24 protein-coding genes are annotated in these 26535 nt (G+C 76.3%); 18 read left to right on the top strand and 6 right to left on the bottom strand.

Features of this window, described 5'->3' with window-relative positions:
- Positions 1-28: 28 nt before the first annotated feature.
- From HCK00_RS11790 to HCK00_RS11770, 5 genes are all read left to right on the top strand, one after another.
- Positions 29-1360, top strand: coding sequence for an NsdA family TPR-like regulatory protein (locus HCK00_RS11790; RefSeq protein ID WP_168101792.1), 1332 nt, complete (start codon positions 29-31; stop codon positions 1358-1360).
- 406 nt (positions 1361-1766) lie between these two features.
- On the top strand, positions 1767-2945 hold the full coding sequence (locus HCK00_RS11785; protein ID WP_168101791.1) for a Cmx/CmrA family chloramphenicol efflux MFS transporter: 1179 nt from the start codon (positions 1767-1769) through the stop codon (positions 2943-2945).
- A gap of 337 nt (positions 2946-3282) precedes the next feature.
- Positions 3283-4110: a glucose 1-dehydrogenase gene (locus HCK00_RS11780; protein WP_206320221.1), complete on the top strand. Its 828-nt coding sequence runs from the start codon at positions 3283-3285 to the stop codon at positions 4108-4110.
- Between the two features lie 2 nt (positions 4111-4112).
- On the top strand, positions 4113-6137 hold the full coding sequence (locus HCK00_RS11775) for a glycoside hydrolase family 15 protein (RefSeq protein ID WP_311765272.1): 2025 nt from the start codon (positions 4113-4115) through the stop codon (positions 6135-6137).
- Positions 6138-6433: 296 nt separating this feature from the next.
- Complete coding sequence (locus tag HCK00_RS11770; protein WP_311765271.1) at positions 6434-7312, top strand: isocitrate lyase/PEP mutase family protein; 879 nt, start codon at positions 6434-6436, stop codon at positions 7310-7312.
- On the opposite strand, the gene HCK00_RS11765 is transcribed toward HCK00_RS11770, so the two are convergent.
- Positions 7278-8039, bottom strand: a complete 762-nt coding sequence (locus HCK00_RS11765; protein WP_168101790.1) for a MerR family transcriptional regulator — start codon at positions 8037-8039, stop codon at positions 7278-7280. The genes HCK00_RS11770 and HCK00_RS11765 overlap by 35 nt on opposite strands.
- 66 nt (positions 8040-8105) lie before the next feature.
- On the opposite strand from HCK00_RS11765, the gene HCK00_RS11760 reads away from it, so the two are divergent.
- Positions 8106-8582: a DUF6194 family protein gene (locus tag HCK00_RS11760; RefSeq protein ID WP_168101914.1), complete on the top strand. Its 477-nt coding sequence runs from the start codon at positions 8106-8108 to the stop codon at positions 8580-8582.
- 33 nt (positions 8583-8615) lie between these two features.
- On the opposite strand, the gene HCK00_RS11755 is transcribed toward HCK00_RS11760, so the two are convergent.
- On the bottom strand, positions 8616-8840 hold the full coding sequence (locus HCK00_RS11755) for a hypothetical protein (RefSeq protein WP_168101789.1): 225 nt from the start codon (positions 8838-8840) through the stop codon (positions 8616-8618).
- A gap of 271 nt (positions 8841-9111) precedes the next feature.
- Between HCK00_RS11755 and HCK00_RS27560 the strand changes: the two genes are divergently transcribed.
- From HCK00_RS27560 to HCK00_RS11710, 9 genes are all read left to right on the top strand, one after another.
- Positions 9112-9585: a hypothetical protein gene (locus HCK00_RS27560; RefSeq protein ID WP_240965481.1), complete on the top strand. Its 474-nt coding sequence runs from the start codon at positions 9112-9114 to the stop codon at positions 9583-9585.
- 299 nt (positions 9586-9884) lie between these two features.
- Positions 9885-11237, top strand: a complete 1353-nt coding sequence (locus HCK00_RS11745) for a TrkH family potassium uptake protein (RefSeq protein WP_311765270.1) — start codon at positions 9885-9887, stop codon at positions 11235-11237.
- On the top strand, positions 11230-11958 hold the full coding sequence (locus HCK00_RS11740) for a potassium channel family protein (protein ID WP_206320220.1): 729 nt from the start codon (positions 11230-11232) through the stop codon (positions 11956-11958). The genes HCK00_RS11745 and HCK00_RS11740 overlap by 8 nt, the downstream gene beginning before the upstream one ends.
- 273 nt (positions 11959-12231) lie before the next feature.
- Positions 12232-12438: a hypothetical protein gene (locus tag HCK00_RS11735; protein ID WP_168101788.1), complete on the top strand. Its 207-nt coding sequence runs from the start codon at positions 12232-12234 to the stop codon at positions 12436-12438.
- A complete protein-coding gene (locus tag HCK00_RS11730) occupies positions 12438-14714 on the top strand; it encodes a heavy metal translocating P-type ATPase (RefSeq protein WP_168101787.1) in 2277 nt (758 codons plus the stop codon). Before HCK00_RS11735 ends, HCK00_RS11730 begins: the two co-directional genes overlap by 1 nt.
- Entirely contained in the window at positions 14711-14893 is a 183-nt protein-coding gene (locus HCK00_RS11725) for a hypothetical protein (RefSeq protein ID WP_168101786.1), read from the top strand. The genes HCK00_RS11730 and HCK00_RS11725 overlap by 4 nt, the downstream gene beginning before the upstream one ends.
- Positions 14894-14956: 63 nt before the next feature.
- A complete protein-coding gene (locus tag HCK00_RS11720; protein ID WP_168101785.1) occupies positions 14957-15592 on the top strand; it encodes an ATP-binding cassette domain-containing protein in 636 nt (211 codons plus the stop codon).
- Complete coding sequence (locus tag HCK00_RS11715) at positions 15589-16458, top strand: metal ABC transporter permease (protein WP_168101784.1); 870 nt, start codon at positions 15589-15591, stop codon at positions 16456-16458. Before HCK00_RS11720 ends, HCK00_RS11715 begins: the two co-directional genes overlap by 4 nt.
- A complete protein-coding gene (locus HCK00_RS11710) occupies positions 16416-17258 on the top strand; it encodes a metal ABC transporter solute-binding protein, Zn/Mn family (protein WP_168101783.1) in 843 nt (280 codons plus the stop codon). The genes HCK00_RS11715 and HCK00_RS11710 overlap by 43 nt, the downstream gene beginning before the upstream one ends.
- A gap of 135 nt (positions 17259-17393) precedes the next feature.
- Here HCK00_RS11710 and HCK00_RS11705 read toward each other — a convergent pair whose 3' ends face one another.
- Complete coding sequence (locus HCK00_RS11705) at positions 17394-19088, bottom strand: class I adenylate-forming enzyme family protein (RefSeq protein WP_168101782.1); 1695 nt, start codon at positions 19086-19088, stop codon at positions 17394-17396.
- A complete protein-coding gene (locus tag HCK00_RS11700; RefSeq protein WP_168101781.1) occupies positions 19085-20881 on the bottom strand; it encodes a CoA transferase in 1797 nt (598 codons plus the stop codon). Before HCK00_RS11700 ends, HCK00_RS11705 begins: the two co-directional genes overlap by 4 nt.
- A gap of 77 nt (positions 20882-20958) precedes the next feature.
- Here HCK00_RS11700 and HCK00_RS11695 point away from each other — a divergent pair, with 77 nt between their 5' ends.
- Complete coding sequence (locus tag HCK00_RS11695) at positions 20959-22173, top strand: acyl-CoA dehydrogenase family protein (RefSeq protein ID WP_168101780.1); 1215 nt, start codon at positions 20959-20961, stop codon at positions 22171-22173.
- Between the two features lie 127 nt (positions 22174-22300).
- Here the strand turns inward: HCK00_RS11695 and HCK00_RS11690 are convergent, their stop codons facing one another.
- Positions 22301-23350, bottom strand: coding sequence for a sugar ABC transporter permease (locus HCK00_RS11690; RefSeq protein WP_311765268.1), 1050 nt, complete (start codon positions 23348-23350; stop codon positions 22301-22303).
- On the bottom strand, positions 23347-24504 hold the full coding sequence (locus HCK00_RS11685; RefSeq protein ID WP_240965479.1) for an MFS transporter: 1158 nt from the start codon (positions 24502-24504) through the stop codon (positions 23347-23349). The genes HCK00_RS11690 and HCK00_RS11685 overlap by 4 nt, the downstream gene beginning before the upstream one ends.
- 242 nt (positions 24505-24746) lie before the next feature.
- Here HCK00_RS11685 and HCK00_RS11680 point away from each other — a divergent pair, with 242 nt between their 5' ends.
- Together HCK00_RS11680 and HCK00_RS11675 are read left to right on the top strand one after the other, a co-directional pair.
- Positions 24747-25547: a hypothetical protein gene (locus HCK00_RS11680; protein ID WP_168101779.1), complete on the top strand. Its 801-nt coding sequence runs from the start codon at positions 24747-24749 to the stop codon at positions 25545-25547.
- 164 nt (positions 25548-25711) lie between these two features.
- Entirely contained in the window at positions 25712-26368 is a 657-nt protein-coding gene (locus HCK00_RS11675; protein ID WP_375781949.1) for a sigma-70 family RNA polymerase sigma factor, read from the top strand.
- Positions 26369-26535 lie beyond the last annotated feature (167 nt).

The raw sequence follows: 26535 nt of genomic DNA, 5'->3' as shown, positions 1-26535 counted from the left end.
AACGCGTTGAACGATCCGGGGAGCCCGCATGGGAGGCACGGAGAACACCGCACTGGCCGCACTGATGACGGAGGCCCGCTGGGGGAACGGTCAGTTCGCCCGTGCCGTGAACCGAACCGCGGCCGAGTCCGGGCTCACCCTGAGCTACGACGCGAGCAGCGTGAGCCACTGGCTGAACGGCAGCGTCCCCAGGGCGGAGGCACGCCCGGCGGTCGCCGAGGCGCTCTCGCGCCGGGTCGGCCGCGTCGTGACGTACGCCGAGATCGGCTTCCCGGGCGCGGACACGAACAGGGCCGCCGCCCTGGCCGATCTGGTGCGGCACGACATGGATCCGACCCGGCGCGGGGTGCTCGCCGGAGGGCTGTACTCGGCGGCGCTCGCCGTCCCGGCCTTCTCCGAACTGGGGGACCGACTCGGCACGGCCCACGATGCCGGGAAGGCCGGGCGAACCGTGCGGGTCGGGTCCGGCGAAGTGACCACCGTACGCCGCATGACCGACCACATCGCGACGGCCCTCGACGACCTCGGCGGCGGCCACGCGAGGCCCATGGCCGCGGCGTTCCTTGCCAACACCGTCCTGCCGTGGCTGGAGGCCGGTTGCACTCCGAAGGTGCGCGGGGAACTGCTGGCCGCCGCGAGCGACTTCGTGTATCTGACCGGGTGGATGGCCATGTACGAGAGGTCGCACGGGCTCGGGCAGCGGTACTTCCTCCAGGCGTTGAGGCTCGCGGAGGAAGGGGGAGATCAGGTGACGTACTGCCGGACGCTGCGCGGTATGGCGTTGCAGGCCGCCAGTCTGCGGCACGGCGCCAAGGCGCTGGAACTGGCGGATTCCGCGGCGGAGGCAGCTCCCGCTGCGGGCCCCCGCCTCGTCGCGTTCCTCCGTGGCCAGCAGGCGCACGGGGCCGCGCTCGTCGGAGACCGGCGGCAGGCGTTCGGCCGCCTCCGTGAGACGGAGGAGGCGTTGTCGAGGGCCGACGGGCGCAACGACGCGGTCGGTGGTTACGACGAGGCGGCCTACCAGTTCCACGTCAGCGGCGTGCTGTACGCGCTGGGCGACCTCCCCGGGTCCATCCGGGCCATGCGGCGGTCCAACCGCGCCCGTCCCGCGCACGAGCGCCAAGGCCGTCTTCACGCCCACGGTGTGCTCGCCGCCCGGCAGTGGGAGCACGGCCACATCGACGGCGCCTGCGAGACCTGGGACCGGTTCCTCACCGACTACGCCGCGCTGTCGACCTCCCGGGGGGACGAGCACTTCGCGAGGTTGCGGCGACTCGTGGCCCGGCGGGCCGAGAACCGGGCCGTGCGGCAGCTCCGTGAACGCGCCGAGGATGTCGCCCGGCGGAAGGCGGCGGCGTAGGCGGTGGGAGAGGCAGCGGGCCCTGACGGGCGCGAGTGCCGTGCCGAGGGGGCCGGTGGCAGGAGGGGAACGGCACGGGGCGCGAGAGGGCTGACCCGGAACGACGGTGTGGCCCGGGCGGTGGAACCGGGATGCCTGCCGGGTGGGCGGCGCGGTAGCGTGCGGGGCATGTCGAGTCCTGAGTCGGACACGGTGGGGGCTTTCGGTCACGCCGTCAGCCCCCTGAACCGCCGCCCCTGAACCACCACCACTGAGCAGCCACCGGGCAGCCGGGCAGCCGGTGGGCGACCGGTGCGTTCATGGCTCCGCCGTCGCGCCGCGTTCCGCGGTGGGGCGCGGGTGTTCGTCAGGGCCGGCCGCGGTGACGAGATGACCTTCTCGCCTCTCCTCACCTCGGAGCCACTCGATGCCTCTTCCGCTGTACCTGCTCGCCCTGGCGGTCTTCGCCATGGGCACCTCGGAGTTCATGCTCGCCGGCCTGGTGCCGGACATCGCCTCGGATCTCGGCGTCACCGCCGGGACGGCGGGCGCGCTCACCTCGGCGTTCGCGATCGGCATGGTCGTCGGCGCCCCCCTGGCGGCGGTGCTCGCCCGCGGCCGGTCCCGGCGCGCCGCCCTTCTCGTGTTCGTCCTCGTCTTCGCGGCGGCGCATGTCGTGGGGGCCGTCACCACCAGTTTCCCGGTGCTGTTCGCCACCCGGGTCCTCGCCGCCCTCGCCAACGCGGGGTTCCTCGCCGTCGCTCTGACGGCCGCCACCGCGCTGGTCCCGCCCGGCCGGAAGGGGCGCGCGCCGGCCGTGCTGCTGGCGGGCACGACGGTGGCCATGGTCGCGGGCGTGCCCGGCGGGTCGCTCCTGAGCACGCTGTCCGGCTGGCGTGTCACCTTCTGGGCCGTCGCCGTCCTCTGCCTGCCGGCGGCCCTGGGCATCCTCACAGGGATCCCGGCGGGACGCGCGGCAGAGCGGACGAGGGGCGTTCCCGTCCTGCGGGCGGAGTTCGCGCAGCTCACCAGGGGGCCATTGCTCCTGGTGATGCTGCTCGGCGCGCTGGTGAACGCGGCGACCTTCGGGAGCCTCACCTTCCTCGCCCCCGTGGTGACCGGCACGGCCGGGCTGGGCGCGTCGTGGGTCTCCGTGGTTCTGGTGCTCTTCGGCGCGGGCTCCTTCACCGGGGTCGGCGTCGCCGGACGGCTGGCCGACCGGCGCCCCGGGCAGGTGGTCGCGGTCGCCGGCCCGCTTCTGCTCCTCGGCTGGCCGGCCCTGGCGGTACTGGCCCACGAGCCGGCCGCTCTGTTCGCCCTGGTGTTCGTCCAGGGCGCGCTGTCGTTCGCGGTGGGGGCGACGCTGATCACGCGGGTTCTCCACGAGGCGGCGGGCGCACCCACGATGGCCGGTGCCTACGCGACCGCGGCGCTCAACACCGGCGCCGTGGCCGGCCCCCTCCTCGCCGCCGCCGCCCTCTCCACCACGGCGGGGAACCTCGGGCCGCTGTGGGCGAGCGGCCTGCTCGTCGCGATCGCCCTGCTCCTCGCGTTCCCCTTCCGGGCCGTGATCCCGGCCCGCGGGGGCGCCGAAGCGCTCGGGTGACGCGTCCGCCCGGCCGGGGCGGGCCCGGCCTTCGGGCGGCTGAAACGGGCCCTGCCGTGCGGGCCGGGGCGCGGGACCGGCGCGGACGGGCCGTGAGGCCAGGGGCGCTCGCCGGGGAGTGGCTCGCCGGCGGAGGCGCGGCGGCATCGTGGCCGGTCGGACCAGGACGGCGGCCGACGGGAAAGCACCGGTCAGCGGGTCGGCCGGCGGGGCGGTGCCCGGCGTGGTGATCGTCTCCGGCCGTGGCGCGCTGGTGTAGACAGGCTCTCGTCACCGCCCGGACCGGGACGCGGCCGCCGGGCCGGCCCTGGCCGTCGAGAGCACCGGGAGACCGCCCGTGAGCAGCGAGCCCGCGACCCGCGCCGAGGGCGCGTTCCTGATGGAGCCGCCCGGGCGGCGGCTGCTGGACGGGCGCAAGGCGCTGGTCACCGGCGCGGACTCCGGGATCGGCCAGGCCATCGCGTACCACCTCGCCGCGCACGGCGCCGCCGTCGCGATCACCCACCTGGGCGGCCCGGGGACGGCCGACCGGATGGCCCGGGAGATCCGGGACGGCGGTGGCGAGGCGCTCACCGTCCCGCTGGACGTCACCGACGAGGAACAGGTGCGGCGGGCGTTCGCCCGGGCGGCGGACGTGTTCGGCGGGCTCGACCTGCTGGTCAACAACGCGGGCCTGGAACGCCCGTTCCGGCTCGTCGACATGGAGCTGGAGTGGTGGCGGAAGGTCCTCGACGTCAACCTCACCGGGACGTTCCTCTGCTCGCGGGAGGCCGCGCGGATCATGCTGGACCGGGAGGCGCGCGGCGCGATCGTCAACATCACCAGCGTCCACGAGACGATCCCCTGGAAGCAGTACTCCCACTACTGCGCCTCCAAGGGCGGGCAGCGGCTGTTCGCCCGGACCATCGCCCACGAACTCGCGCCGCACGGCATCCGGGTGGTGTCCGTGGCGCCCGGGGCGATCGCGACCCCGATCAACGAGGAGGTGCTCGCCGACCCGGAGCGGCGCGGGGCGGTCGAGGCGCAGATCCCCTGGGGGCGGTGGGGCGAGGCGGCGGAGATCGCCCGGGTGGTGACCTTCCTCGCCTCCGAACAGGCCGAGTACATCGTCGGCTCGACGGTCTACGTCGACGGCGGGATGACCCTCTACCCGCGGTTCGAGTAGCCGTGCCCCCGCCGCCGCCCATGGCCCGGCCCGGGGGAGAGCCCGGGGACGCGGACGGGCCCGCGCCCGCCGCGGCGGCCCCGTCGGCGTCCGCGCCCGCGCCGGGGCACGAGCCGGCCGCCCGAGCCCCGGCCGCCGGAGCCCTTTCCGCGTCCCGCTCCCCGGCCCCGCCCCTCGCCGACTACGGGATGCTCGCGGACGGCAACTCGGCCGCCCTGGTCGACCGGCGGGGATCGGTCGACTGGCTGTGCCTGCCGCGTTTCGACAGCCCGGCGCTCTTCGCCCGCCTGCTCGACCCGGACGCCGGCCACTGGTCGATCACCCCGCGCGGCCCGTTCGAGGCGGCGCGCCGCTATCTGCCGGGCTCCCTGGTCCTCGAAACCACGTTCACCACCGCCACCGGGGTGGCCCGGCTGCGCGACGCGCTCGCCGTCCCGCAGGGGCAGCGCGGGCACGACCTGGGGCTGCGTCCCCCGCACGAACTGCTGCGCGAGGTCGAGGGGGTGAGCGGCGAGGTGCTGTTCGACGTCGACCTGGTGCCCCGCCCCGAGTACGGGCTGGTGCGCCCGCTGCTGCGGCTCACCGGCAGCGGGGTCCGCACCTTCGGCGGCCCGAACCAGATCGCCGCGCGCTTCCCCGTCCCGCCGGAGGCCGGGGACGCCGCGGTCCACGCCCGGCTGCGCGTGACGCCGGGACAGCGGCTGGGCTTCTCGCTGGTCTGGGCGCCCCCGGAGACCGCCCCACCGGAGCCGACCGCCCCCGGGCGGGTGCCGGAACGGATCGCCGACACCGCCGAGGCGTGGCGCTCCTGGGAGGCCGAGCACGACATCTACCGGGGCCCGCACCGCGACCTGGTCCGTTTCTCCGCCCGCGTCCTGAAGGGGCTCAGCTACCGCCCGACGGGCGCCGTCGTCGCCGCGCCGACGACCTCCCTCCCGGAGACGGCGGGCGGCGAGCGGAACTGGGACTACCGCTACGCCTGGATCCGCGACGCCAGCCTCACCCTGGAGGCGCTCCACCTCGGTACCTGCCCCGACGAGGCTTCCGACTTCGTCTCCTTCATGACGAGCGCCGCGGGCATGCCGGGTGCCGCGGGCGGTGACGCGCGGACGGGCTCGTCGCTCCAGATCATGTACGGGGTCGGCGGCGAGCACGACCTGTCCGAGCGCGAACTGCCCCATCTGCGGGGCCGGTGGGACTCCCGCCCGGCGCGGGCCGGCAACGGGGCCTGGACGCAGACCCAGCTCGACGTCCACGGCGAACTGCTCAACGCGCTGCACCTGTACCGGGAGCGGCTGGGCGACCTCCACCCGGAGATCCAGCGCTTCGCCGCCGGGCTGGCGGACACGGCGGCGGAACGCTGGACGGAGCCGGACGCCGGTATGTGGGAGATGCGCGGCCCGCCCCGCCACCACCTTTCCTCGAAGGTGCTGTGCTGGGTGGCGCTCGACCGGGCGGTGGAACTGGCCCCGCGTCTCGGCCGCCACGCGCGGACCGCGGCCTGGGCGGCGGAACGGGACCGGGTCCGCGCGGCCGTGCTGCGGCGCGGCTGGAGCGAACGGCGCGGCGCCTACGCCCAGGCGTTCGACTCCGACGCCCTCGACGCCGCTGCCCTGCTCATGCCGCTCTACGGCTTCCTGCCCGCCACCGACCCCCGCATGGCGGCCACGATCGAGGCGATCGCCCGCGATCTGACCGAGGACGGGCTCGTGCTGCGCTACCGGGTGAACGACGACCGGGGCACAGGCGGTGACGGGGCGGCGGACGGGCTCGCGGGCGACGAGGGCACCTTCGTCCTCTGCTCCTTCTGGCTCGCCTCGGCCCTGGCCCTGGCCGGCCACCCCGGCCGCGCCGAGGTCCTGTTCGACCGTGTCACCGGCTTCGCCAACGACCTGGGGCTGCTCGCCGAGGAGATCGACCCGCGCGGCGGCGGACTGCTCGGCAACTTCCCGCAGGCGTTCAGCCACGTCGGGCTGATCAACGCGGCGGCCGCCATCGACCGGGCGCACGGGGACGGGCGGGTGTGAGGAGACGGACGGGCACCCGCCGGGGAGCGGGACGAGGACCCGGCGGGGTCCCGGGCCCCAAGTCCCAAGTCCCAAGCCCCAAGCCCCAAGTCCCAAGCCCGGAGCCGGAGCAGGGAGCCCCGGAGCCGGGGACCCCAAGCCCCCGGAGCCCGGAGCCCGGATCCCGGACCCCGGAGCCCGGATCCCGGCCCCGGGACCCGACGCCGGAGCCGGAGGAACGAGGCTGTCGGCGGGCCCCGCTACGGTGTGCCGGAGATCCCCCGCACACCGCCACCGCACCGGAGGAGAGGCCCGCCGTGCGCCACGACGCCACCGACGACCAGCGCCGCGAGGGGGACGACCAGCGCCGCAAGGGCATCGCGTTCCGCGAACTGCACGAGGCGGGGCGGCCGTTCGTCGTCCCGAACCCCTGGGACGCCGGCACCGCCCGCCTCCTCGCCGGCCTCGGCTTCGCCGCGCTGGCCACCACCGGCGCCGGCCTCGCCTACACCCTCGGCCTCCCGGACGGCGCGGAGGGCGTCGGCCGTGAGGAGATCCTCGCCAACGCCCGCGCGATCACGGGGGCGACGGATCTGCCCGTCACCGCCGACCTGGAGAGTGGTTTCGGGGCCACCCCCCAGGAGGTCGCGGAGACGGTCCGGCTCGCGGCCGCCGCCGGCCTGGTCGGCGGCTCCGTGGAGGACGCCACGGGGCGGGCCGGCGCACCGCTGCGTCCGGTGGAGGAAGCGGCGGAGCGGGTGGCCGCGGCCGTCGCCGCCGCGCGGGAACTGCCCTTCCCGTTCACGGTGACGGCCCGCGCGGAGAACTTCTTCCGGGGCCGCCCCGACCTGCCCGACACGATCCGCCGCCTCCGGGCGTACGAGGAGGCGGGCGCCGACGTGCTCTACGCGCCCGCGCTGCCGGACGCCGACGCGATCCGCGCCGTCCGCTCCGCCGTGGACCGCCCGCTCAACGTCCTGACGGGCGGCGCGCTACGGCTGTCCGTCGTGGATCTGGGCGCGCTGGGCGTGCAGCGGATCAGCGTCGGATCGTCGATGGCCAGGGCCGCGCTCGGCGCGCTCCTCGGCGCCGCCCGGGAGATCCGCGAGGAGGGCACCTTCACCTTCGGCACGGCCCCGGGGGTCCCGGCCTACGCGGAACTCAACGCCCTGCTGGGGGCGGCTCCGACGCCGTGACGGAGCTGATCACCACCGCCAGGTCCGTACCCGCGCGGAGGAGGGCCACGGTCCGGACGGCGATCCCGTCGAGGCGCCGGCGCAGCACGCGGTGAGTCCCGGCCAGGCCGTCGAGCCGGTGGAGGGAGCCCATGGCCTCTCGCACGGCGGGGATGCCGTACCCGGCGCCCCGGAGGGCCACGACGACGCGCGCGGCCCTGATGGCGGCGAGACCGTAGCGGCGCGCCCGCAGGGACGTCACACGCTCCGGGCGGAGCAGCCTCTCCCGCTCCCAGAACCGCAGGGTGGACGGGCGCACCCCCAGGGCTCCCGCGAGTTCCGTGATCGTCATGACGTCACCCTCCCGCTCGGGCGCGCCCGTTCCCGCCTCCGCCCGGATCGCGAGCAGCGCCTCCTCGGCGCGCAGGGTCTCCTCCCGTTCGCGCGCCAGGCGGACGTGCACCGCGCCGATCGCCGCAGCTGCCACCGCGAGGCTCTCCGTGCGCAGCTCCGTCAGCATCCGCCGTGCCTCGACCGGCCCGGCCGCGGCCGCGAGCCCACGGTAGGCGCGCAGGGCGTGTACGTGGACCGGCGCGTAGGCGCGGTAGCCGTTGGGCGACCGGGCGGCCGGGGGGATGACGCCTTGCCGTTCGAGGTCCCGCACCTGCTGCACCGAGTAACCCGACTCCCGCGCCACGTCGACTGTGCGGAGCGGTGTCCAACACACCTCGCTGACCTGCTCTTCCATCGCGTCAACCCCACAGAAGCACGTCAAGCGGACCCTTGAACCATGAGTACGGGTACGAGTATGAACATGGAACGCGTCATCGAGACGGTGCGCGGCTTCGACGGTGCGCTGGTCGTCCGGCCGGGCCCGGGGGACGGCTCTCCGGAGCTCGCCTGGGGGGATGTGTTCTTCTACGTCGCCCCTGACGGCCGGATTCCGGCGAACGCCCAGCCGTACGCGACGGTCACCACCAAGGACTACCCGGACGACACCGAGTCCGGCCTCTGCCCGGCCGGCCGCTGGCGGGTGAACGTCCACGTGGACCGGGCGGTCTTCCGCGAGCTCGTCGGGGAGGAACCGCGCGGTCTCAGCCGCCCCTACGATCACGCGGCCACCGACCGTGTGATGCCACACCCCGTGTACGGCGCGCTGGGCTGGGTCGCGATCGTCAACCCCGGCGAGCGGACGGCGGGCACGGTGGAGCGGCTGCTGCGCGAGGCGCATGACGCCGCCCGCGCCCGGTTCGAGCGGCGCGACGGGACGAGAGGAGAACGGCGGGGCTGACGCCCATCCGGGCGGGTCGGCCGGGCGGCGGGCTCAGAAGAGAGCCTGCTCCCCGTCGGCCTCCCGCGCGTCCTCCTCGAAAGGGAGGAACAGGACGCCGTTCATCTCCACCTGCCGCTCGGAGCCGTGGCAGAGCACGAGGTCCAGTGCCCGGTCGCGGGGGCGCGGGTACTTGTGGTCGACGATCTTGCGCTTGTCGGGGTTGACGGCGACGGAGCGGCGGCAGACAGGACAGACGGTGCGCGGCCAGGCGGACATACCTCCAGCATGCCGCACCCCACCGACAGCGGCCCTCCGCTTTCGGACCCGAGGGGGAGTCCATGGTTCCTCTCCGGCCCCGGACGGTCCGGACGGCCCGGACCCCCCGGACGAAGCACCCTCCGGCGACATCGGTCCGGGAGGCAGGGGGCGGGGGACCGGCGCGGAACGGCCGGTGCGCCATGGAGTTTCCCGGCAGCGGGCATGGCGCGGGTGGGCGAGACGTACAGGTCCCCGGCGGCCGGGTGAACAGCGGGCTACAGTCGCGTCCATGCAGGAACAACAGCCGTACCAGGCACCCCTCCCTCCGCCTCCGCCTCCGCCCCCGCCCGCGCCGGCCGTTCCCCCGCCCTCCGCGCCGGCCCGCGGCCGGGGCCCGCTGGTGGCCGCTCTCCTGGCCGGGCTGCTGGTGGGTGGCGGAGCCGTGGGCGCGGCCTGGGCGCTGAACGGAGACACCCCGGACGCGGGCGGCGGCACCGCGAGCGACGCCCGTGGGGCGTGCGGCGCGCTGGCCGGCCTGGACGAGTCCCGGCTGTCGACGGAGGGCGCGGCGGGTGAGCGGGCGATGTACCGCTTCGCGGGCGCCTTCGACCTGGCCAACGCGGCCGCCGCGGGCGACGCCGCGTATGAGCCGCTCGCCGAGGCCGTCGGCCGTGCGCGCAACCGCCACGCCCAGGTCTTCGAGGTCGACGCCGAGGTGAAGAAGGAGCTGGCCAAGGCCCGCGACATCTGCGCCGGTCTCTGACCCTCCCGGGCAGTTCCGGCGTGGTGTGAGCCCCGGCGGGCCCCAGGAGTGGCCCGGTTCGCCGGCCCGCGTCCGTCCCGCCGGGACGAGAGCCCGCGACCGAAACCCCGGCGGTGCCGCCGGGCACGCCCCTGCCGGACGGGTACCGACCCTCCCGTCCCCCGCCCCCCGTCCCGCGGGCAGGCGTACGAGCTGCCGCCGGGCTTGCCGGAGGGCCGGGTGGGAGCCGTGAGGGAGCGCGGCTATGGTCGTGCGGTGCGTTCGATCGACATCCTCTCGCGCGGCCGGAAGGTGCCGTCGTGAGCCCCCGTCCCCTGGGGCGGCGGCTGCGGTTCCGGCACCCGGCGCAGGCCGTCGTGGCGGGCTTCGCCGCCGCCGTCGTGGTGGGCACGGTGCTGCTGATGCTGCCGGCCGCCCGGCATGGCCCCGGGGGCGCGGGCCTGCTGGAGGCGCTGTTCACCGCCACCTCCGCGGTGTGCGTGACCGGGCTCGTCGTGGTCGACACCCCGGCCTACTGGACCGGGTTCGGCGAGGCCGTCGTCCTGGGACTGATCCAGGTCGGCGGCTTCGGGATCATGACCTTCGCCTCCCTGCTGGTGGTGCTGATCTCCCGGCGTATGGGCCTGCGGGCGCGGCTGACCGCCGCCGCGGAGACGAAGACCCTCGGCCTGGGGGAGGTGCGCTCGGTCATCGCCGGGGTCGTCAAGGTCAGTCTGGTGCTCGAGGCGGTCACCGCGCTGGTGCTGACGCTGCGCTTCGGCCTCGGGTACGGCGAGTCCTGGCCCAGGGCGCTCTGGCTGGGGGTCTTCCACGCCGTCTCCGCGTTCAACAACGCCGGGTTCGCCCTCTACAGCGACAGCCTGATGGGGTTCGTGACGGACCCGTGGGTGTGTCTGCCCATCGCCTTCGCCGTGATCGCAGGCGGGCTGGGGTTCCCGGTCCTCTTCGAGGTGCGCCGGCGTTTCCGCACGCCACGCCGTTGGTCGCTGCACACCAAGATCGTGTTGTGGGCCACCGCCGTCTTCCTGGCCGGCGGCGGCGTCTTCGTCACGGCCGTGGAGTGGTCCAACCCGGCCACCCTCGGGCCGCTCGACGTCCCGGGCAAACTCCTGGCCGGGTTCTTCCAGGGCGTGATGCCGCGCACCGCGGGGTTCAACAGCGTCGACACCGGCGGGCTCAACCCGGCGACCTGGCTGGGCATGGACGTCCTGATGTTCGTCGGCGGTGCCAGCGCCGGAACGGCCGGCGGCATCAAGGTCACCACGTTCGCCGTGCTGTTCTTCGTGATCTACGCGGAGGTACGGGGCGAGAGCGCGGTCACCATCTTCCACCGCCGTCTCCCCGGTGACGTCCAGCGGCAGGCGCTGACCGTGGTGCTGCTGTCGGTGGCCGCGGTGGCCGTGTCCACGGTCGTCTTCATGGTCTTCACCGACATCAGCCTCGACCGCTCCCTGTTCGAGGTCGTCTCCGCCTTCGCCACCGTGGGGCTGTCCACCGGGATCACCGCGGACCTCCCGGCGGGGCAGCAGCTGCTGTTGATCTTCCTGATGTTCGTCGGCCGCCTCGGTCCCATCACGGTGGCCTCCGCGCTCGCCCTGCGCTCGCGCGTCCGCATGTACGACCTGCCCGAGGAGCGACCTGTCATTGGCTGAGAACACCGCGCCCAGGAAGAAGCCCCGCGCCCCCAGGGGCCGCACCCCCGCCGCCCGCCGCCGCGCCTCCCGGGACCAGGCCGTCGTCGTCATCGGCCTGGGCCGCTTCGGCCGCGCCCTGGCCCTGGAACTGGTCGGCGAGGAGACCGAGGTCCTCGGCATCGACGAGCGGGCCGAGGTCGTCCAGGAGCTCTCCGGCTCCCTCACCCACGTGGTCCGCGCCGACGCCACCAAGGAGGAGGTGCTGCGCCAGCTCGCCGTCCACGAGTTCGACCGCGCGGTGGTCGCCATCGGCAGCGACCTGGAGGCCAGCATCCTGACCGCCTCCCTGCTGATCTCCTTCGGCATCCGGGACGTGTGGGCCAAGGCCACCAGCGAGGCCCACGGCCGCATCCTCGCCCAGCTCGGCGTCCACCACGTCGTCCACCCGGAACACGACATGGGCCAGCGCGTCGCCCATCTGGTGCGGGGCCGGATGCTGGACTACGTGGAGTTCGAGGACGACTTCGCCCTGGTCAAGACCAGTCCACCGGAGGGTGTGGTCGGTCTGGCGCTGGGCGACAGCGGGGTCCGCACCCGCCACGGGGTCACCGTCGTCGCCGTCAAGCGCCCCGGTGAGGGGTTCACCTACGCCACGGCCGACACCGTGCTGGAGGCGGGGGACACCATCATCGTCGCCGGCGGCACCCGCCAGGCCGAGCGCTTCAGCGAACTCGCCTGACGGTGGCCGGGCGGGGGGCCGGCCGGGTGGCAGGCGCCGCCGCCCTGCCGGTCCCGGCGGCCGTGACGTAGGTCACGGAGCGGCGTGGGAACGTGCCGCCCGGCCCGCACGACCACATGGGGAGCGGGAGCCGGGCGACGGCTCCGTACCGACAGGGCGGCAGCCTCCGGGCCGGGGCCCCCACCGACGCGCGCGAGGAGACCTCTGATGGAAGTGGCCGAGGAAACCGGCCGGCCCGGCCGGGGAGGGCGGCCGTCACCGGGGAGGGGCCCCGTGCCGTGGCTCCCGGTGCCGCCGCCCGCGCTCTGCGGATTCCTGCTCCTGCTCGTCCTGGCCTTCACGGTGTCCTATGCCGTGGGCAGCGCCTCCGGCCCGGTCGCGCCGGGCATGCACCGGCCCGGGACGGGCGGCGGCGCGGAGAACGGCGGCACGGAAAACGGCGGCATGGAGGAGCACACGCGCCACGGGGGCGGTGGCTGATGGCCGTCGAACCGGCGCCCCCGCGGGTCACCACCGACCTGGCCGTGGGCGGCATGACCTGCGCGGCCTGTGTGCGGCGGGTGGAGAAGAAGCTCGCGCGGCTGGCGGACGTGACCGCGACGGTCAACCTCGCCACCGGGCGGGCCCGGGTCGAGCATCCCCCGCACGTCCGCCCGGAGGACCTGGTCGCGGCCGTGGAGGGGGCCGGTTACACGGCCGCCCTGCCCGAGCCGCCGAGGGGACGGCGGCGCGGGCCGGCGGTGGACGCGGCACCCGGGGCGGACCGGCCGGAGCGGGGCCGGGAGGGGGAGCGGCTGTGGGTCACCGCGCTGCTCGCGGTGCCGGTGCTCGTGCTGTCCATGGTGCCCGCCTGGCAGTTCCGGAACTGGCAGTGGCTCTGCTTCGTCCTGGCGGCCCCGGTCGCGGTGTGGGGCGCGTGGCCGTTCCACGTGCGGGCGGTCCGCGGGCTGCGGCACGCGGCGGCGACCATGGACACCCTGGTCTCGCTGGGCGTCGTGGCGTCCTTCGGCTGGTCCGCGTACGCCCTGTTCCTCGGTGGCGCGGGCGATCCCGGGGTGCGGATGCACTTCTCCCTGCTGCCCATGGCGGCGGACGGGCCCGCGCACGTCTATCTCGAAGCGGCCGTCGCCGTCCCGCTGTTCGTGCTCGCCGGCCGGTTCCTGGAGGCCCGGGCACGGCGCGGGACGGGGGCGGCGCTCGGTGCGCTGGCCCGGCTCGCGGCCAGGGAGGTCGCGGTACGGGAGGACGGGACCGAACGCCTGGTGCCCATCGAGGAGCTGACCGCCGGCCGGCTCTTCGTGGTGCGGCCGGGCGAGCGGGTGGCCACCGACGGGCGGGTGGCGGAGGGCACCTCCGCCGTGGACCTTTCCCTGGTCACCGGCGAGAGCGAACCGGCCGAGGTCGGGCCGGGCTCGGCGGTGGTGGGCGGCGCGGTCAACGCCGGAGGCCTGCTGCTGGTACGGGCCACGGCCGTCGGCGCGGACACCCAGCTCGCCCGGATCACCCGGCTGGTGACGGAGGCGCAGGCCGGCAAGGCGAAGGCGCAGCGGATCGCCGACGTGGTGGCCGGGGTGTTCGTTCCGGTGGTGCTGGTCCTGGCCGCGACGGTGCTGGGGTTCTGGCTGGGCGCCGGGGCGGACCCGCAGGCGGCCGTCACGGCCTGTGTGGCGGTGCTGGTCGTGGCCTGCCCCTGCGCGCTGGGCCTCGCGACGCCCACCGCCCTGATGGCCGCAACCGGGCGGGGCGCGCAACTCGGTGTCCTGGTGCGGGACGCGCGGGCGCTGGAGGGGCTCCGCCACGTCGACACGGTCGTCCTCGACAAGACCGGCACGCTCACCACCGGGCACATGACCGTCACCCGGGTCACGGCCGTGCCGGGCGGTCTCGGGCGGGACGCGGTGCTGCGGCTGGCCGGCGCGGTGGAGCAGGGCTCCGAACACCCGCTGGGCCGCGCGGTCCTCACGTACGCCCGCCGGGACCCGTCAGTGCGGGGTCCGCTGCCGCAGGTGCGGGACTTCGCCGCGACGGCCGGCCTGGGCGTGCGCGGGCGGGTGGAGGGCCGCCTCGTCGAACTGCTCGCCCCGGACGGCGTGTTGCCCGACGCCCTGGCCGAGGCGCTGGCCGCGTCGGAGACCGCCGCGCGTACCCCCGTGCTGGTGCGGGTCGACGGCGCGCCGGAGGCCTTGATCGAGATCGGGGACGTGGTCCGGCCCGGCAGCTACCGGGCCGTGGACCGGCTGCGGCGGCTCGGTGTGCGCGCCGTGCTCGCCACCGGCGACCGGGAGGCGCCCGCCCGCGCGGTCGCGTCCGCGCTCGGCATCGACGAGGTGCACGCGCGCCGCACCCCGGAGGACAAGGCCGCGCTCGTCCGGGAACTGCGGGCGGAGGGCCACCGGGTCGCGGTCGTCGGCGACGGCGTCAACGACGCCGCCGCGCTGGCCGGGGCCGATCTGGGGATCGCCGTCGGCAGCGGAACGGACGCCGCGATCGGCGCGGCCGACGTGACGCTGGTCCGCGACGGTGTGGAGGGCCTCGCCGACGCCGTCCGGCTCGCCCGGCGCGCCCTGGGCACCATCCGCGCCAACCTGATCTGGGCCTTCGGCTACAACCTCGTGACCCTGCCGCTCGCCGCCGCCGGCCTGCTCACCCCGATGCTCGCCGCGGCGGCGATGTCGGTGAGCTCCGTGCTGGTGGTCGGCAACAGTCTCCGGCTGCGCACCTGGCAGCCCTCTCCCGGAAGGCGGGCGCCCCGATGACCGGTCCCCACCCCTGGCGCCCGACCCGGCGCCGGCTCACCGGCACGCTGCCCGCCGTGCTCGCCCCCGTGGCCGCCTGCTGTGTCGCCCTGGCCGGCCTCACCACCCGGGTCGCGGGCGGCAACGCGGGCACACGGCCCGCGGCCCGGCCACCGGACCCGGCCGCCGGAGTTCCGTGACCCCACCCGGGAACCAGCCCCCTTCTCCTCCCGACTGCTGTGGGGAAGCGAGGAGGAGGTGGCATGGGAGGGCTGGACGTCCGGATGTCCGGGGTCGTCTGCCGGCACGGCCGGGTCGATGCCGTGCGCGACGTCGATCTACAGGTCGCGGCGGGGCAGCGGGTGGCGCTGACCGGCACCAACGGTTCGGGCAAGACGACGCTGCTGCGCGCCGTGCTCGGCCTGCACCGGCCGGCGGGCGGGGAGATCCTGGTGGACGGCCGGGCCCCCCGGGGCGCGGCCGGGTGGGCGGAACGGCGCCGGGTGTGTGCGTGGATTCCCCAGAAACCCGCCACCGGACGGTTCCCGTTGCCCGCCGGTGAGTTGCTGGCGAGCGGCGGCGACCGCGCCGCCGCGGGTAGGGCGGCGGCACGGCTCGGGGTCGGGGACCTGGCGGACCGGCCTCTGCACACGCTCTCCGGGGGCCAGCTCCAGCGGATGTACCTGGCGCGGGCGGTCGGCTGTGTGGCCGCCGGGGCCGGGGTGCTGCTCGCGGACGAGCCCACCGCCGCCCTCGACTTCTCCGGTCAGGAGGAGGCGGCCGGCGTGCTGCTGGCCCTGCCGGTGACCGTGGTGGTCGTCACACACGACCGGGCGCTGGCGGACCGCTGCGACCGGGTGCTGGAGATGGCCGCCGGACGGCTGCGGGAGGTCCGGTGAACGCCCTGGCCGCCGCCGACGTCGGCGCGCTGCTGGAGCTGGTGCCCGTCCAGCGGGCCGGTCTCGCGCTGCTGGTGGCGGCCGTCGGACTGCCCGTGATCGGTGTCGTCATCGTCGGGCTGGACATCATGCCGGTGCGGTTCGCGATGATGCACGTCGCGCTGCTCGGCATCGCGCTCGGTCTGCTGACCGGGCTCGACCCGATGCTGTGCGCCCTGGTGGCCTGCGCGCTCGCCGGGGCGGGGGTCGCACCGCTGGCCCGCACCCCGAGCGGTCTGTCGGGCGCCATGGGCCTGCTGATGAGCCTGGCCATCGCCGCGGCGCTGCTCGTGCTCGCGGTCTCGGGGGTCAACGCGGCGGGCGCCTTCGCCCTGCTCTGGGGCTCGATCCTCTCGGTGGGCACCGCCGATCTGTGGGTGCTGACCGCCCTGGCCGTCGCCGTGCCGGGGCTCTTCTGGTGGCGGCGGCGGGACATCGCCCTGCTGCTCCACGACCGCGAACTCGCCCAGTCCTCGGGGGTCCGGGTGGAACGGCTCACCCTCCTGCTGCTCGTCCTCGTCGCGGTGGCGGTGGCCGGGGCCATCAAGCTCACCGGCGCGCTGCTCGTCGACGCGCTCACCCTGCTGCCCGCACTCGCCGCCCGGCGGCTGGGCCGTTCGCTGCTGTCCATCACCGCCTGGGCGGTCGGGATCGGTGTCGTCGTGAACCTCACCGGGTTCTTCGTCGCGCTCCGCCACGACCTGCCTCCCGGGCCCGTGCTCGTCCTCATCGCCGGCGTGGTCGTCCTCGCCGTGCACCTCATACCCGAACGGAGAATCCGCTCATGGCGCGTACCGGCGTCCGCATCACTCCCCTCCTCGCACTGACCCTCGGCGCGGGGCTCGTGCTGACCGCCACCGGCTGCGGTGGGGAGAGCTCCCCGGCCGGATCGTCTGCCGCGTCCTCGGCCTCGGGTGACGGCGCGAAGCAGGGCGATTCCCCCGGCGGCCCCGTCGTCGTGACCACCACCACCTGGGAGGGCGCCTTCGCCAAGGCCGCGGGCGCCGAGGACGTCGAGGTGATCGTCGACCAGTCGGTGCAGCACGCCCCCGACTACGATCCCAAGCCCTCGGACCTGGCGGCGGTCGCGGAGGCGGACTTCGTGCTCTACGCGGAGTTCGAGCCGTACGCGGGCAAGTTCAAGGAGGCGGCCGGCTCCGACGCCGAGCTGGTCGAGGTCGCCCTGGACAACGACGCCGGGAAGGTGAAGGCCGAAGTGGCCCGCCTGGGCAAGCTGTTCGGGACGGAGGACGCGGCCGCGCGGTGGACCGAGTCCTTCGACACCGAGTACGGCGAACTGCGCAAGGGGCTCAAGGACGCCTGGCCGGACGGGAAGGCGCCGACCGCCGTGGCCCAGGTGTTCACCGCGTGGACGGCGAAGATGGCGGGCGCGGAGCTGGCCGGCACCTACGGCCCCGAGGCGGTGACCGCCGAGCAGCTCTCCGCGCTGTCGAGGAAGAAGCCGCAGCTGGTGCTGGACAACGTGCACATGAGCACCGGGGAGGTGCTGCCGGACTCCGGCGCGCAGCAGGTGGCGATCGTCAACTACCCGGACGGCAAGCTCGATCTGCTGAGCGTGTACCGGAACGCGGCGGCGGAGGTGGAGAAGGTCATGAGGGCCCTCTGAGGCGCCCGGAGGACCGGCCCGCCCGCCGGCAGGTGGCCGGGGGGGAGGGGGGCCGCGTCAGGTGGCCCGGGAGAGGGGGGCCGCCCGGATCGTCCGGGCGGCCCCCTCCCCTGTCGCCCCCGGCGCGCCCACCGGTCAGCTCGCCGGGGCCGGTGCCACCTCTCCCGGCGCGGGCCCGGCCTCCGCACACCGGTCCCGTAGCGCGGCGCGGTCCGGCTTGCCGGCCGGGGTGAGCGGCAGCGCGTCGAGGAGGAGCAGCCGCTCAGGGTGTTTGCGCCGTTCCAGGCCGCGGGCGCCGAGGTGGGCGCGGAGCTCGTCGAGCGTGGGCGCCGTCGCGCCGTCGCGCGGTACCAGGCAGGCCGCGAGCCGCTCGCCCATCAGCGCGTCGGGAATCCCGACGCACACCACGTCCCGCACCCCCGGATGTGTGGCGAGTTCGAGCTCGACTTCCGCGGGGCTGATGTTGGCCCCACCCCGGATCACGACGTCCTTGAGCCGGCCGACGATCCACAGGGTTCCGTCCTCCTCCATCACGCCGAGATCCCCGGTCCGCACCCAGCCGTCCGGCGTGCGGTACCGGGAGTCCAGGTCGGGGGCGGCGACATAGCACAGCGGGGTCATCGGCCCCCGTGCGACGATCTCCCCGACCGTTCCCCGGGGGGCCTCGCGGAGTTCCCGGGTGCCGGGGACGGCGATGCGGATGTCGGCCACCCGGTGGTCCGGACGGCCGGCGAGCACGCCGGGGCCGCCGGGGCGGCCGCCCCGGCGCGGATCTCCTTCGGCGGGGCCGGTGTGGCAGTTGACGCCGTCGGCCGAGCCGTAGAGGTTCACGACCGGGCATCCGAAGGATCGGCGGGCCTCGGCCGCCGTGGCCTCGTCCAGCTGGGAGCCGCCCAGGACCAGGGCCGTGGGGGGTGGGAACACGCGGTGTCCGCCCTCCGCCAGCCGGTCCAGCATCATCCGCAGCATGGTCGGGACGGCCAGGACGTGGGTCGGCTCGTGTGCCGCGACCGCCTCCAGCGCGGCCTCGGGGGTGAAGTGGTCCAGCAGGACCAGCGTGCCGCCGTGCCGGGCGAGGGTGACGGCGGTCCCGTTGCTGCCGAACGCGGACGCCAGCGGCACCAGGAACAGACAGCGCGGCGGACGCCCGTCCATGAGTGAGGCGAGGAAGTTGCCGCGTCCGCCCGCCAGGGCGTTGTGCGAGTACGCCACCATCTTCGGCTCGGCCTCGGAACCGGAGGAGACGAGGATGCGGGCCGCCGCGTCGGGGTCGGGGCGTGCGGGGGTGAACCCCTTCGGATCGGTACGCAGCAACTCCCCGAAGGCGACGGCCCCTTCGGGCACGGCACCGGAGCCCGCCGCGACCACCGCGCGCAGGGCGGGGAGCTGCCCGGCCAGGACCAGCAGGTCCGCCGCGGGCGCAGTGCCCCGGTGCCCGGTCGCCGCGATCACCGCGACCGCCTCCGACCTGCGCAGCAAGGAGGCGGCCTCGCGCCCGCCGCGGCCCACCGGGAACGGGAGCGCCACCGCGCCCAGCGCGGCCAGCGCCAGATCGGCGGTCACGGCGTCGCGGCCGTTGGGCAGCTGGACGCCGACGACGTCACCGGGGCGGATGCCGAGCCCGGCGAGCCCGGCGGCCAGACATCGCGCTCTGCGGTCGAGGGCGGCGTAACAGAGTTCCCCCTCGGCGTCGAGAACCGCCGTACGGTGCGGGCCGGCGATCCGGTGGGCGCGGTAGAGGCTGTACAGGTCCAGGTCGGGGCAGGTGCCGTCGGCGGCCCAGGAGCGGCGGAGTCCGGCGGGCAGCAGGTCGTGGAGGGCGACGGTCATGTGAAGCTCCAGGGGGCGGGGACGGCGGGGGCACCGTGGGCGTCCCGGGTGACGGGGCCGGCGGTGATCAGATCGGTGAGGTCGGTGACGACGGGGACGGCCGTCAGGCCGTGTCCGCGCAACCGTTCCAGGGCCGGTGCGGTGGGCACGGCGGACAGGTTCCGCGCGCCCACCGGGACGTGGCAGTGGTCGGCGGGCGTGATCCAGCCGTCCGCGGTGCGCAGCGGCCGGCGGAACCCGGCGGGCCGGCGGGGGGCCCGGCCCGCGGCGGCCCGCGCCCGGGCGGGCGCGGTGAGGAGGTCGGCGGCGCCGAGCAGGGAGGAGTCCACCCGCGCGCCCGTGCCGGTCCGCTGCCGCAGCAGCAGCCCCGCCAGCACGGCCTCGGCGCCGAGGAGACCGCCGAGCACGTCGAGCAGGGTCATCAGGGAGGGCGCGGGTGGTTCGTCCGCGGGCCGCACGGCCTCCCCGACCCCGGTCCGGGCCTGCACCATGAAGTCGGTGCCCATCGGCGCCCCGGGCAGCCGGCCCGCCCATCCACTGGTGTACGCGTAGACGAGCGCGGGGTTGGCGGCGGCCAGGTCCTCGTGGTCGAGGCCGAGGGCGGCGGCCTTGCCCGGCGCCCAGTTGTGCAGGAAGACATCGGCCCCGGCTGCCAGCTCCCGCAGCCGTACCCGGCCGGCCGCGGACTTGATGTCCACCTCGACGGCCCGCTTACCCCGGTTGAGCGCGAGCCAGCGCGCCGAGATCCCCCCGCAGGCGGGTGGCATCCCCCGCAGTGGGTCACCGCCGGGCGGCTCGATCCGGATGACCTCCGCGCCGAGCAGCCCGAGCAGGTGCGCGGCCAGCGGGGCCTGGATGCGGCGGCCCGCCTCCAGAACGGTCAGCCCGGCCAGTGGTGCCCCGGCGGGCGGGGCGGGGGCCGGTCTCCCGGCGGGCGCCGTTCCCCCGGGGGTGAGCTTCCACGGCGGGGCTCCGTCGTACTCCGCCGCCCGTTCGCCGAGCGGGCGCAGCGCGCACACCTCGGCCCCGGAGGACCCCGCGGCCTCCTGGACGCTCCGCCAGGAGCGGGCCCGCACGGCGGCGTGCAGCGCCTCCGGAACGGGGGCGCAGGCTGTGGCGTAGCGGAACTGGAAGGGGCGCCAGCCGCGCCGTATCGGCTCCTCGGGAGCGGCGAGCTCCCGCCAGAAAGCCGCCCACGCCCCGGGGTCGAGTGTCTCCAGTTCGAAGACGACACCGTCGGCGGAGGTGAAGGGCGGCCCGCCCGGCGCGATGCCGGCGGCCTCCCCCTCCTCCGCGCCCGCCGCGGCCAGGTACTGGGAGACGGCGAGCAGTCCGGCCCGCTCCGCGGTGATCTCGGCGCCCCGGGGGCCGCCGCCGCGTGCCTGGGCGAGCAGCCCCGCCAGCAGGGCCTGTACGGCGAGGACGCCGGCGGCGGCCGCCGTGTAGTCGGCGGCGAGGCCGCGCGGGGAGCCGTCGCGGCGGCCGTGGACCGCCATGATCCCGGTGGCCGCCTGCGCGGTCGCCTCGTCGGTCACGCCGGGATCCGCCGGCCGGCCCGTTGCGGAGCCCCAGGCGGTGGCGGCGGTGAACCCGGGGAATCCCGGGCCGGACACGGTGATCCTCCCTCCCGGGTCCCCGCCGCCCTCGGCGCCGAGGAGCCGCAGATGCTCCGTGACGAGCCGGTCGGCCGGTCCCGGCGGCCCGGCGGTCTCCAGACGCAGTCCGTCCAGCGGCCGGGTGGCCCGCGCGGCGGCCGGTGTGGCCGGTGTGGCCGGTGTGGCTGGTGTACCCATGCCTGTCCTTTCCTGACGAGCGGGAACCCGGGGATCCCGGGCCCCGACCAGTTCCACGGATGAGCAGTCGGAGCCGCATGCGCGGGAGTTCCCGAAGGGCTGGGGAAGAAGTGACGGAAGTGACGTTCGGTGATCCGCAGTGCCCCGCGGACATCAGGGAGGTGCGCGACCGGGTGGCGGAGTTCGTCCGGGACCGGGTACTGCCCTGCGAGCCGGTCCTGGACGGCGGGGGACCGGACGCGGCGGCGGCCCTCGCCCGGCTGCGGCGGGAGGCCCGGCGGGAAGGGCTGTGGGCGCTGCCCCTCCCCACCGAACTCGGCGGCCAGGGAATGCCGTTGAAGGCGTACGCCCATGTCGCCGAGGCCGAGGGGGAGAGCGACCACGGTCCGGCGGCGCTCGGCTCCCACGCGCTGCTGGACGCCCTGATGCTGTGGCGGCACGGCTCCCCGGAGGTCCGCGAGCGGTACCTCGCGCCACTGGTCTCCGGGGAGCTGATGGCGAGTTACGCGATGACCGAGCCGGACGTCCCCGGCACCGACCCCTTCCTCACCAGGACCCGCGCCGTCCCGGACGGGGCGGGCGGCTGGCGGGTCACCGGCCGCAAGTGGTTCGCCAGCGGGGCCGGCGGCGCCGATCTGGTCACGGTCCTCGCCCGCACCGACGGGGAGGCGCCCGACCGGGAAGGGCTGTCCCTGCTGCTCGTCCCGGCCGCCGCGGCGGGCTTCCGGGTGGTGCGCGAACTGCCCGTGCTCGGCGCGGCGGGGCAGGCGGAGATCGCGCTCGACGGGGTACGCCTGCCACCCGGGCACCTGATCGGCGAGCGCGGCCGGGCCCTGGCGGTCGCCGCCGAACGGCTTCAGCTCGGCCGTACCCTGCGGTGCCTGCGCTGGCTCGGCCAGGCCCGCCGCGCCTTCGGGCTGATGCGGGAGCGCGCCGCCACCCGTGCCCGCTCCGGCGGCGTCCTGGGCGACTTGCAGCTCGTCCAGCGACACGTCTTCGAGTCCCTGCTGGCGCTGCGCACCACCCGGCCCCTCGTCCACGAGGCCGCGACCCGGCTCGGCGCCGGGCTGGACGCCCACATCGAGGTGGGCCTGGCCAAGGTCGCCGCCGCCCGGACCCTGGAACAGGTGGCCGACGCGGCGATCCAGGTCCACGGGGCGGCCGGCCTCGGTCCGGACACCGCGCTGCCCGCCCTCTTCCGCACGGGCCGGGCCGCGCGCCTCCTCGACGGCCCGGACGAACTGCACATCGTGTCGGTCGCCCGCAGGGTGCTGCGGCCGGCGCGGACGTGAGCGCCGCCGGGGGCCGGCGGGTGCGGCCGGGGCGGCCCGGGGGCCGGCGCGAGGGGATCCGGGCCGGGAGCGCACGGACGCACCGGGGCGGGCGCGGGGGCGCGGGGGCGGCCGGTGCCGCGGACGCTCAGGGTGCCGGGCGGTGGCCCCCGGCGTCCGCGCCCGGCGAGTCCTGCGGGGCGGGGCACCGGACGGCGTCGAGGGGCGCGAGTCCGGTGAGGACCGCGAGGGAGTACGCCAGGAAGAAGTCCCCCCAGATCAGCTCGTGCCGGACGGCGGTGCCGGCCGCCAGGTCGTAACAGCCGTCCAGGAGGCGGCCGTCGGCGGTCAAGTGACGGGAGACCAGTGCGTGGAGGATCTCGGTGGCGTGGTCCGTGCGGCCCAGCCCCAGCAGGGCCAGCGCGGTGACGGCGGCGGCCGAGGTGTCCACCGGGCCCTCGGGGCGGGCGGTGTCGGCGGGTGGGACGACGCGGTCCGGCAGCAGCCCGCCGACGCGGTGCGCGGCCCACTCGCCGGCCCCGGGCAGGCGCGCCGCCTCCGCGAGTGCGAGGAGCAGCCAGGCCGGTCCGCGGCTCCAGCCCGGCGCCGGGCCGGGGCAGGCCGTCCAGCCCGTCGCCGGGTCGTGCCGCCACGCCCAGCCGGGCGGCTTCCGCGCGGCCCACAGGCCGAGATGGCGTTCCAGATGTGAGCGCGCCGCCCCGGTGTCCACCAGGGCGAGCAGCGGCACCGTGCCCGGTACGCCGTCCACGCGGGCCAGCAGCCGCGGCCCGCCGAACGCCGACCCCCAGGGCACCACGCCCAGTCCGGGATCCACGGCCTCCAGGCAGGCGCGGCCGGCCCGCTCCCGCAGGCCGGGTCCGAGGTCCTCGTCGGCGAGGGCGGTGCCGTACCAGAGGATCAGCCCGCGGGTTGCGGTGTCCGCCCCGATCCAGCCCGCCAGGCGGGCGGTGCAGCTCCGCGCCGCCGCGCGGTCCGCAGCGGCACCGGTGTACCGGGCGCGCAACCAGAGCAGCCCCGCCCAGAACCCACCGGTCCACGAACCGCGCCCGGTCGTCCGCCACACGCCGGTCTCCGGGTCCGCGTAGAGCGGGAAGCGCTCGCCGGCCGCGGCGCGGGTGACCCCCACCCGGTGGATCACGGCGGCCAGCGCCCCGGCCGCCCAGTCGGGGGCGGTCACCGGCCCGGTGCCGGTGGCCGTGCGCCCGTCCGGCGTTCGCGGACGGCCCACAGCAGTGCCAGCGTGGCGGCCCCGGCGAACTCCGCGGCCACCAGCAGCCAGCCCGCTCCGTACCGACCCGCCTGCGCGAGTGTCCCGAACAGCGGCGGGCCCAGGGCGAATCCGGCGAAGAACCCCGCGGAGACCAGTGCCGACTCCTGGCCCGCCCGGCCCGGCGCGGCCCGGCGCAGCACCAGCACCATGGACACCGCGTTCGCCGCCACGGCGAAGACCCCCACGGCCACCGCGCCCGCCCACACCAGCGGGCGGGCCGACGGCGAAACGGCCAGCAGCAACGCCGCGGCCACCGCCCCGGCGGCCAGAGCGCCCGGCAGCCGGTCCGCCAGGCCCGGCCGCCCCGCGGCCTTCGACCAGCCCACCCGGCCGGCGATCCCCGCCACGCCCACGACGCCCACGAGAGCGCCCGCGGTGGCCGGTCCGAGGCCGAGCCGTTCGGTGCCGAACAGTGCCAGATAGGTGTTGACGGAGGCGACGCCGCAGCCGAGCAGCAGCGAGAACGCCGTCAGCCAGGCGATCGCGCCCCGCGGCACCCAGTGGGCCGGTGTGGGGACGGCCGGTGGATCCGGGGGCAGGGCCCGCGCCGCCCACACGGTGGCCAGCACCGCGAGACCCGCCGCCGTCCACACGGCGGCCCGCCAGCCGGCCAGGCCGGCGAGTGCCGTGAGCGGCACCCCGGCCGCGAACGCCCCGAGCTGCACCCCCGACTGCTTCCATCCGGTCACCGAGGGGCGCCGGGCGGGTGGGACGGCGGCGAGGATCGCCTTGTTCGTAGCGGGGTTGGCCAGTGCCTGGGGCAGCCCGCCCAGGGCGACGGCGGCCGGCAGGAACGCGGCGCCGGGGGCCGCCCCGATGAGGGCGAGGGCCGACGCCGTCAGCCCCAGGAGCGCCACGAGGCACCGCCGCGGCCCGACCCGGTCCACCACCCGGCCGCCGGCCGGGGACAGGACGGCGGCCGTGCCGAAGCCGACGGTGGTCGTCAGCCCCAGCACCGCCGGGGAGACCCCCAGCTCCGCCACGAGCCGCGGGCCCAGCGCCCCGATCAGGAAGAGCTGAAGCATCGAGAAGGCCATGACGCAGGTCAGCAGCGCGGTCAACGCACCCGTCCCCGCCGCTCTCCCGCTCTCCGGCCCTGTCCCGGCGGCCACCGTGCCGGGCGTGTTCCGCCCTGGCTGTTCCTTCGTCACGGACACCTCCGGGCACAGAAGTCGGACCGGGCGGTTCCCGGGTTCCCGCCTCGTGATGTGCCCTGGATCACGGTGCCGACGGTGAGTCCCGGGGCGGGGAGTGGCTCGTACCTCACCACGATCGGGTGAACCGCAAGTGCGAGGATGACGCCATGACAGTCGGGTGGTGCGCGCGCGCCGCACGGGCCGTGGTGTTCGCCGCCGTCTGCGCGCTGCTCGCCGCCCTGGGGCATGTGCTGATGTCCGGCGTCGCCCTGCCCTGGTGGGCGCCTGCCGCCGCGTTCGCGGGGACCGCCGCGGCGGCAGGCTGCCTGGCAGGCCGGGAGCGTGGGCCACTCCTCGTCACGGTCTTCACGGTGGGCGTCCAGACGGCGCTGCACCTGTGGTTCTCCTTCGCGCAGTCGGTGGCGGGCTCCGCCCCGTCCTGCGGGGAGCCCGCCACGGGAGGACGCCTCCCGTGCCCGCCGGGCGGCGCGGCACCGGCGGGGGGCGCCGTGCCGACCGCGTCGACCGCCGCCCACGTCCTCGGGCACCACCCGGGACACGGCGCGGAACCGCCGGCCCCGGCGGAGTCCCTGGCTCAGGGGGCACACTCCCTGACCGGCGCCGCGGGCCCGGCGGACGGGGTCCTGTCCGCCGGGCACCTGACGCACGCCGCGGACGGCATGTCCCTCGGCATGCTTGCCGCCCATCTGCTGGCCGCTCTGGTGTGCGGCGTGTGGCTGGCCCACGGCGAACGCGCCGTCTTCCGGATCCGGCGGGTCCTGCGGACTCTCGCCGGCCGGCTGACCGTGCCGCTGTGGCTGCCGTTGCTGCTGCTCAGCCCGCCCGGCCCGCCGCACCGTCCGCGTGTGCGCGCCCGGCGGGGCCACGTGGCCCCCGCACCGCGCCGGCTGCTCCTCGTCTCTGCGATCACCTTCCGGGGGCCGCCGGTGGGGGCCGCTGTCCGCTGAGGACAGCCGGTTCCCCCGATCCCGCTCCGGGCCTGTGCGCCCGGACGGCTCGGGTGACGGCCGTACGCCGCCCTGCCCGCGTACGGCCCGCTTCCCCCTTCACCGGACCGGGCCCGCCGCGTCGCGCGCCGTCTCCGGTCCGGGCACCCCGAGAAGGAGATCGAGTGATCAGCCCTGCCCTGCCCACCGCGCACGACACGACGCCCCTCGCCGGGAGAACCGCCGACCCGGCGGCAGCTGAGCGGGAGGCGTGCGCCGACGCCTCCATCACGGCGTGGGCCCTGGCGGCCCGCGGCGGCGACAGCGAGGCCGTCGAGCATTTCGTCCGCGCCCTGCACCGCGACGTCCGTCGCTACGTCACCTATCTCGGCGCGGACCCGCAGCACGCGGACGACCTCGCCCAGGACACCTTCCTGCGGGCCCTCGGCAGCCTGCACCGCTTCGAGGGCCGCTCCTCCGCCCGTACCTGGCTGCTGTCCATCGCCCGCCGGGCGGTGATCGACAACTACCGGTACTCGGCCGCCCGTCCCCGGCTCTCCGACACCGACGACTGGCAGGGCGCCGTCGAGCGCGCCCAGCCGCGGGGGCTGCCCGGATTCGAGGAGGGCATCGCCCTCGCCGAACTCCTGGACGCGCTGCCCGAGGAACGGCGGGAGGCGTTCGTCCTCACCCAGCTCCTCGGGCTGCCCTACGCGCAGGCGGCCGAGGTGAGCCACTGCCCGGTCGGCACGGTCCGTTCCCGGGTCGCCCGGGCGCGTACCGCGCTGATCACGTCGTTGCGCGCCGCCGACGGGAGCGGGCCCGTGACCTCGGTGGCGTGACCGGTTCCGGATCGGCCGGCCGATCCGGGAGCCCGCCACCCGGGCACGCAGGCCCGGGTGGCGGGAACGGGCCCGTGCCCGCGGTCACGGCCCTGCCCCTGTTCCGCCGGTACGCGGGCGGAACAGGGGCAGGGCGGGGGCCGGTGCGCGGAGCGCGCCCGCGGCGG

Source organism: Streptomyces zingiberis (assembly GCF_012034935.1).
GTDB lineage: Bacteria > Actinomycetota > Actinomycetes > Streptomycetales > Streptomycetaceae > Streptomyces > Streptomyces zingiberis.
Note: the sequence above shows the minus strand (reverse complement) of the source record. Positions and strands in the feature narration are given on the sequence as shown.

Coding starts and splice junctions, on each gene's coding strand:
- HCK00_RS11705 (WP_168101782.1), bottom strand. CDS start 19,088: ATGACCGTCGCCCTCCACGACCTGCTGCCCGCCGGACTCCGCCGCTCC.
- HCK00_RS11710 (WP_168101783.1), top strand. CDS start 16,416: ATGGCGCGTACCGGCGTCCGCATCACTCCCCTCCTCGCACTGACCCTC.
- HCK00_RS11730 (WP_168101787.1), top strand. CDS start 12,438: ATGGCCGTCGAACCGGCGCCCCCGCGGGTCACCACCGACCTGGCCGTG.
- HCK00_RS11695 (WP_168101780.1), top strand. CDS start 20,959: ATGCGCGGGAGTTCCCGAAGGGCTGGGGAAGAAGTGACGGAAGTGACG.
- HCK00_RS11785 (WP_168101791.1), top strand. CDS start 1,767: ATGCCTCTTCCGCTGTACCTGCTCGCCCTGGCGGTCTTCGCCATGGGC.
- HCK00_RS11755 (WP_168101789.1), bottom strand. CDS start 8,840: ATGTCCGCCTGGCCGCGCACCGTCTGTCCTGTCTGCCGCCGCTCCGTC.
- HCK00_RS11680 (WP_168101779.1), top strand. CDS start 24,747: ATGACAGTCGGGTGGTGCGCGCGCGCCGCACGGGCCGTGGTGTTCGCC.
- HCK00_RS11760 (WP_168101914.1), top strand. CDS start 8,106: ATGGAACGCGTCATCGAGACGGTGCGCGGCTTCGACGGTGCGCTGGTC.
- HCK00_RS11725 (WP_168101786.1), top strand. CDS start 14,711: ATGACCGGTCCCCACCCCTGGCGCCCGACCCGGCGCCGGCTCACCGGC.
- HCK00_RS11720 (WP_168101785.1), top strand. CDS start 14,957: ATGGGAGGGCTGGACGTCCGGATGTCCGGGGTCGTCTGCCGGCACGGC.
- HCK00_RS11790 (WP_168101792.1), top strand. CDS start 29: ATGGGAGGCACGGAGAACACCGCACTGGCCGCACTGATGACGGAGGCC.
- HCK00_RS27560 (WP_240965481.1), top strand. CDS start 9,112: ATGCAGGAACAACAGCCGTACCAGGCACCCCTCCCTCCGCCTCCGCCT.
- HCK00_RS11765 (WP_168101790.1), bottom strand. CDS start 8,039: ATGGAAGAGCAGGTCAGCGAGGTGTGTTGGACACCGCTCCGCACAGTC.
- HCK00_RS11700 (WP_168101781.1), bottom strand. CDS start 20,881: ATGGGTACACCAGCCACACCGGCCACACCGGCCACACCGGCCGCCGCG.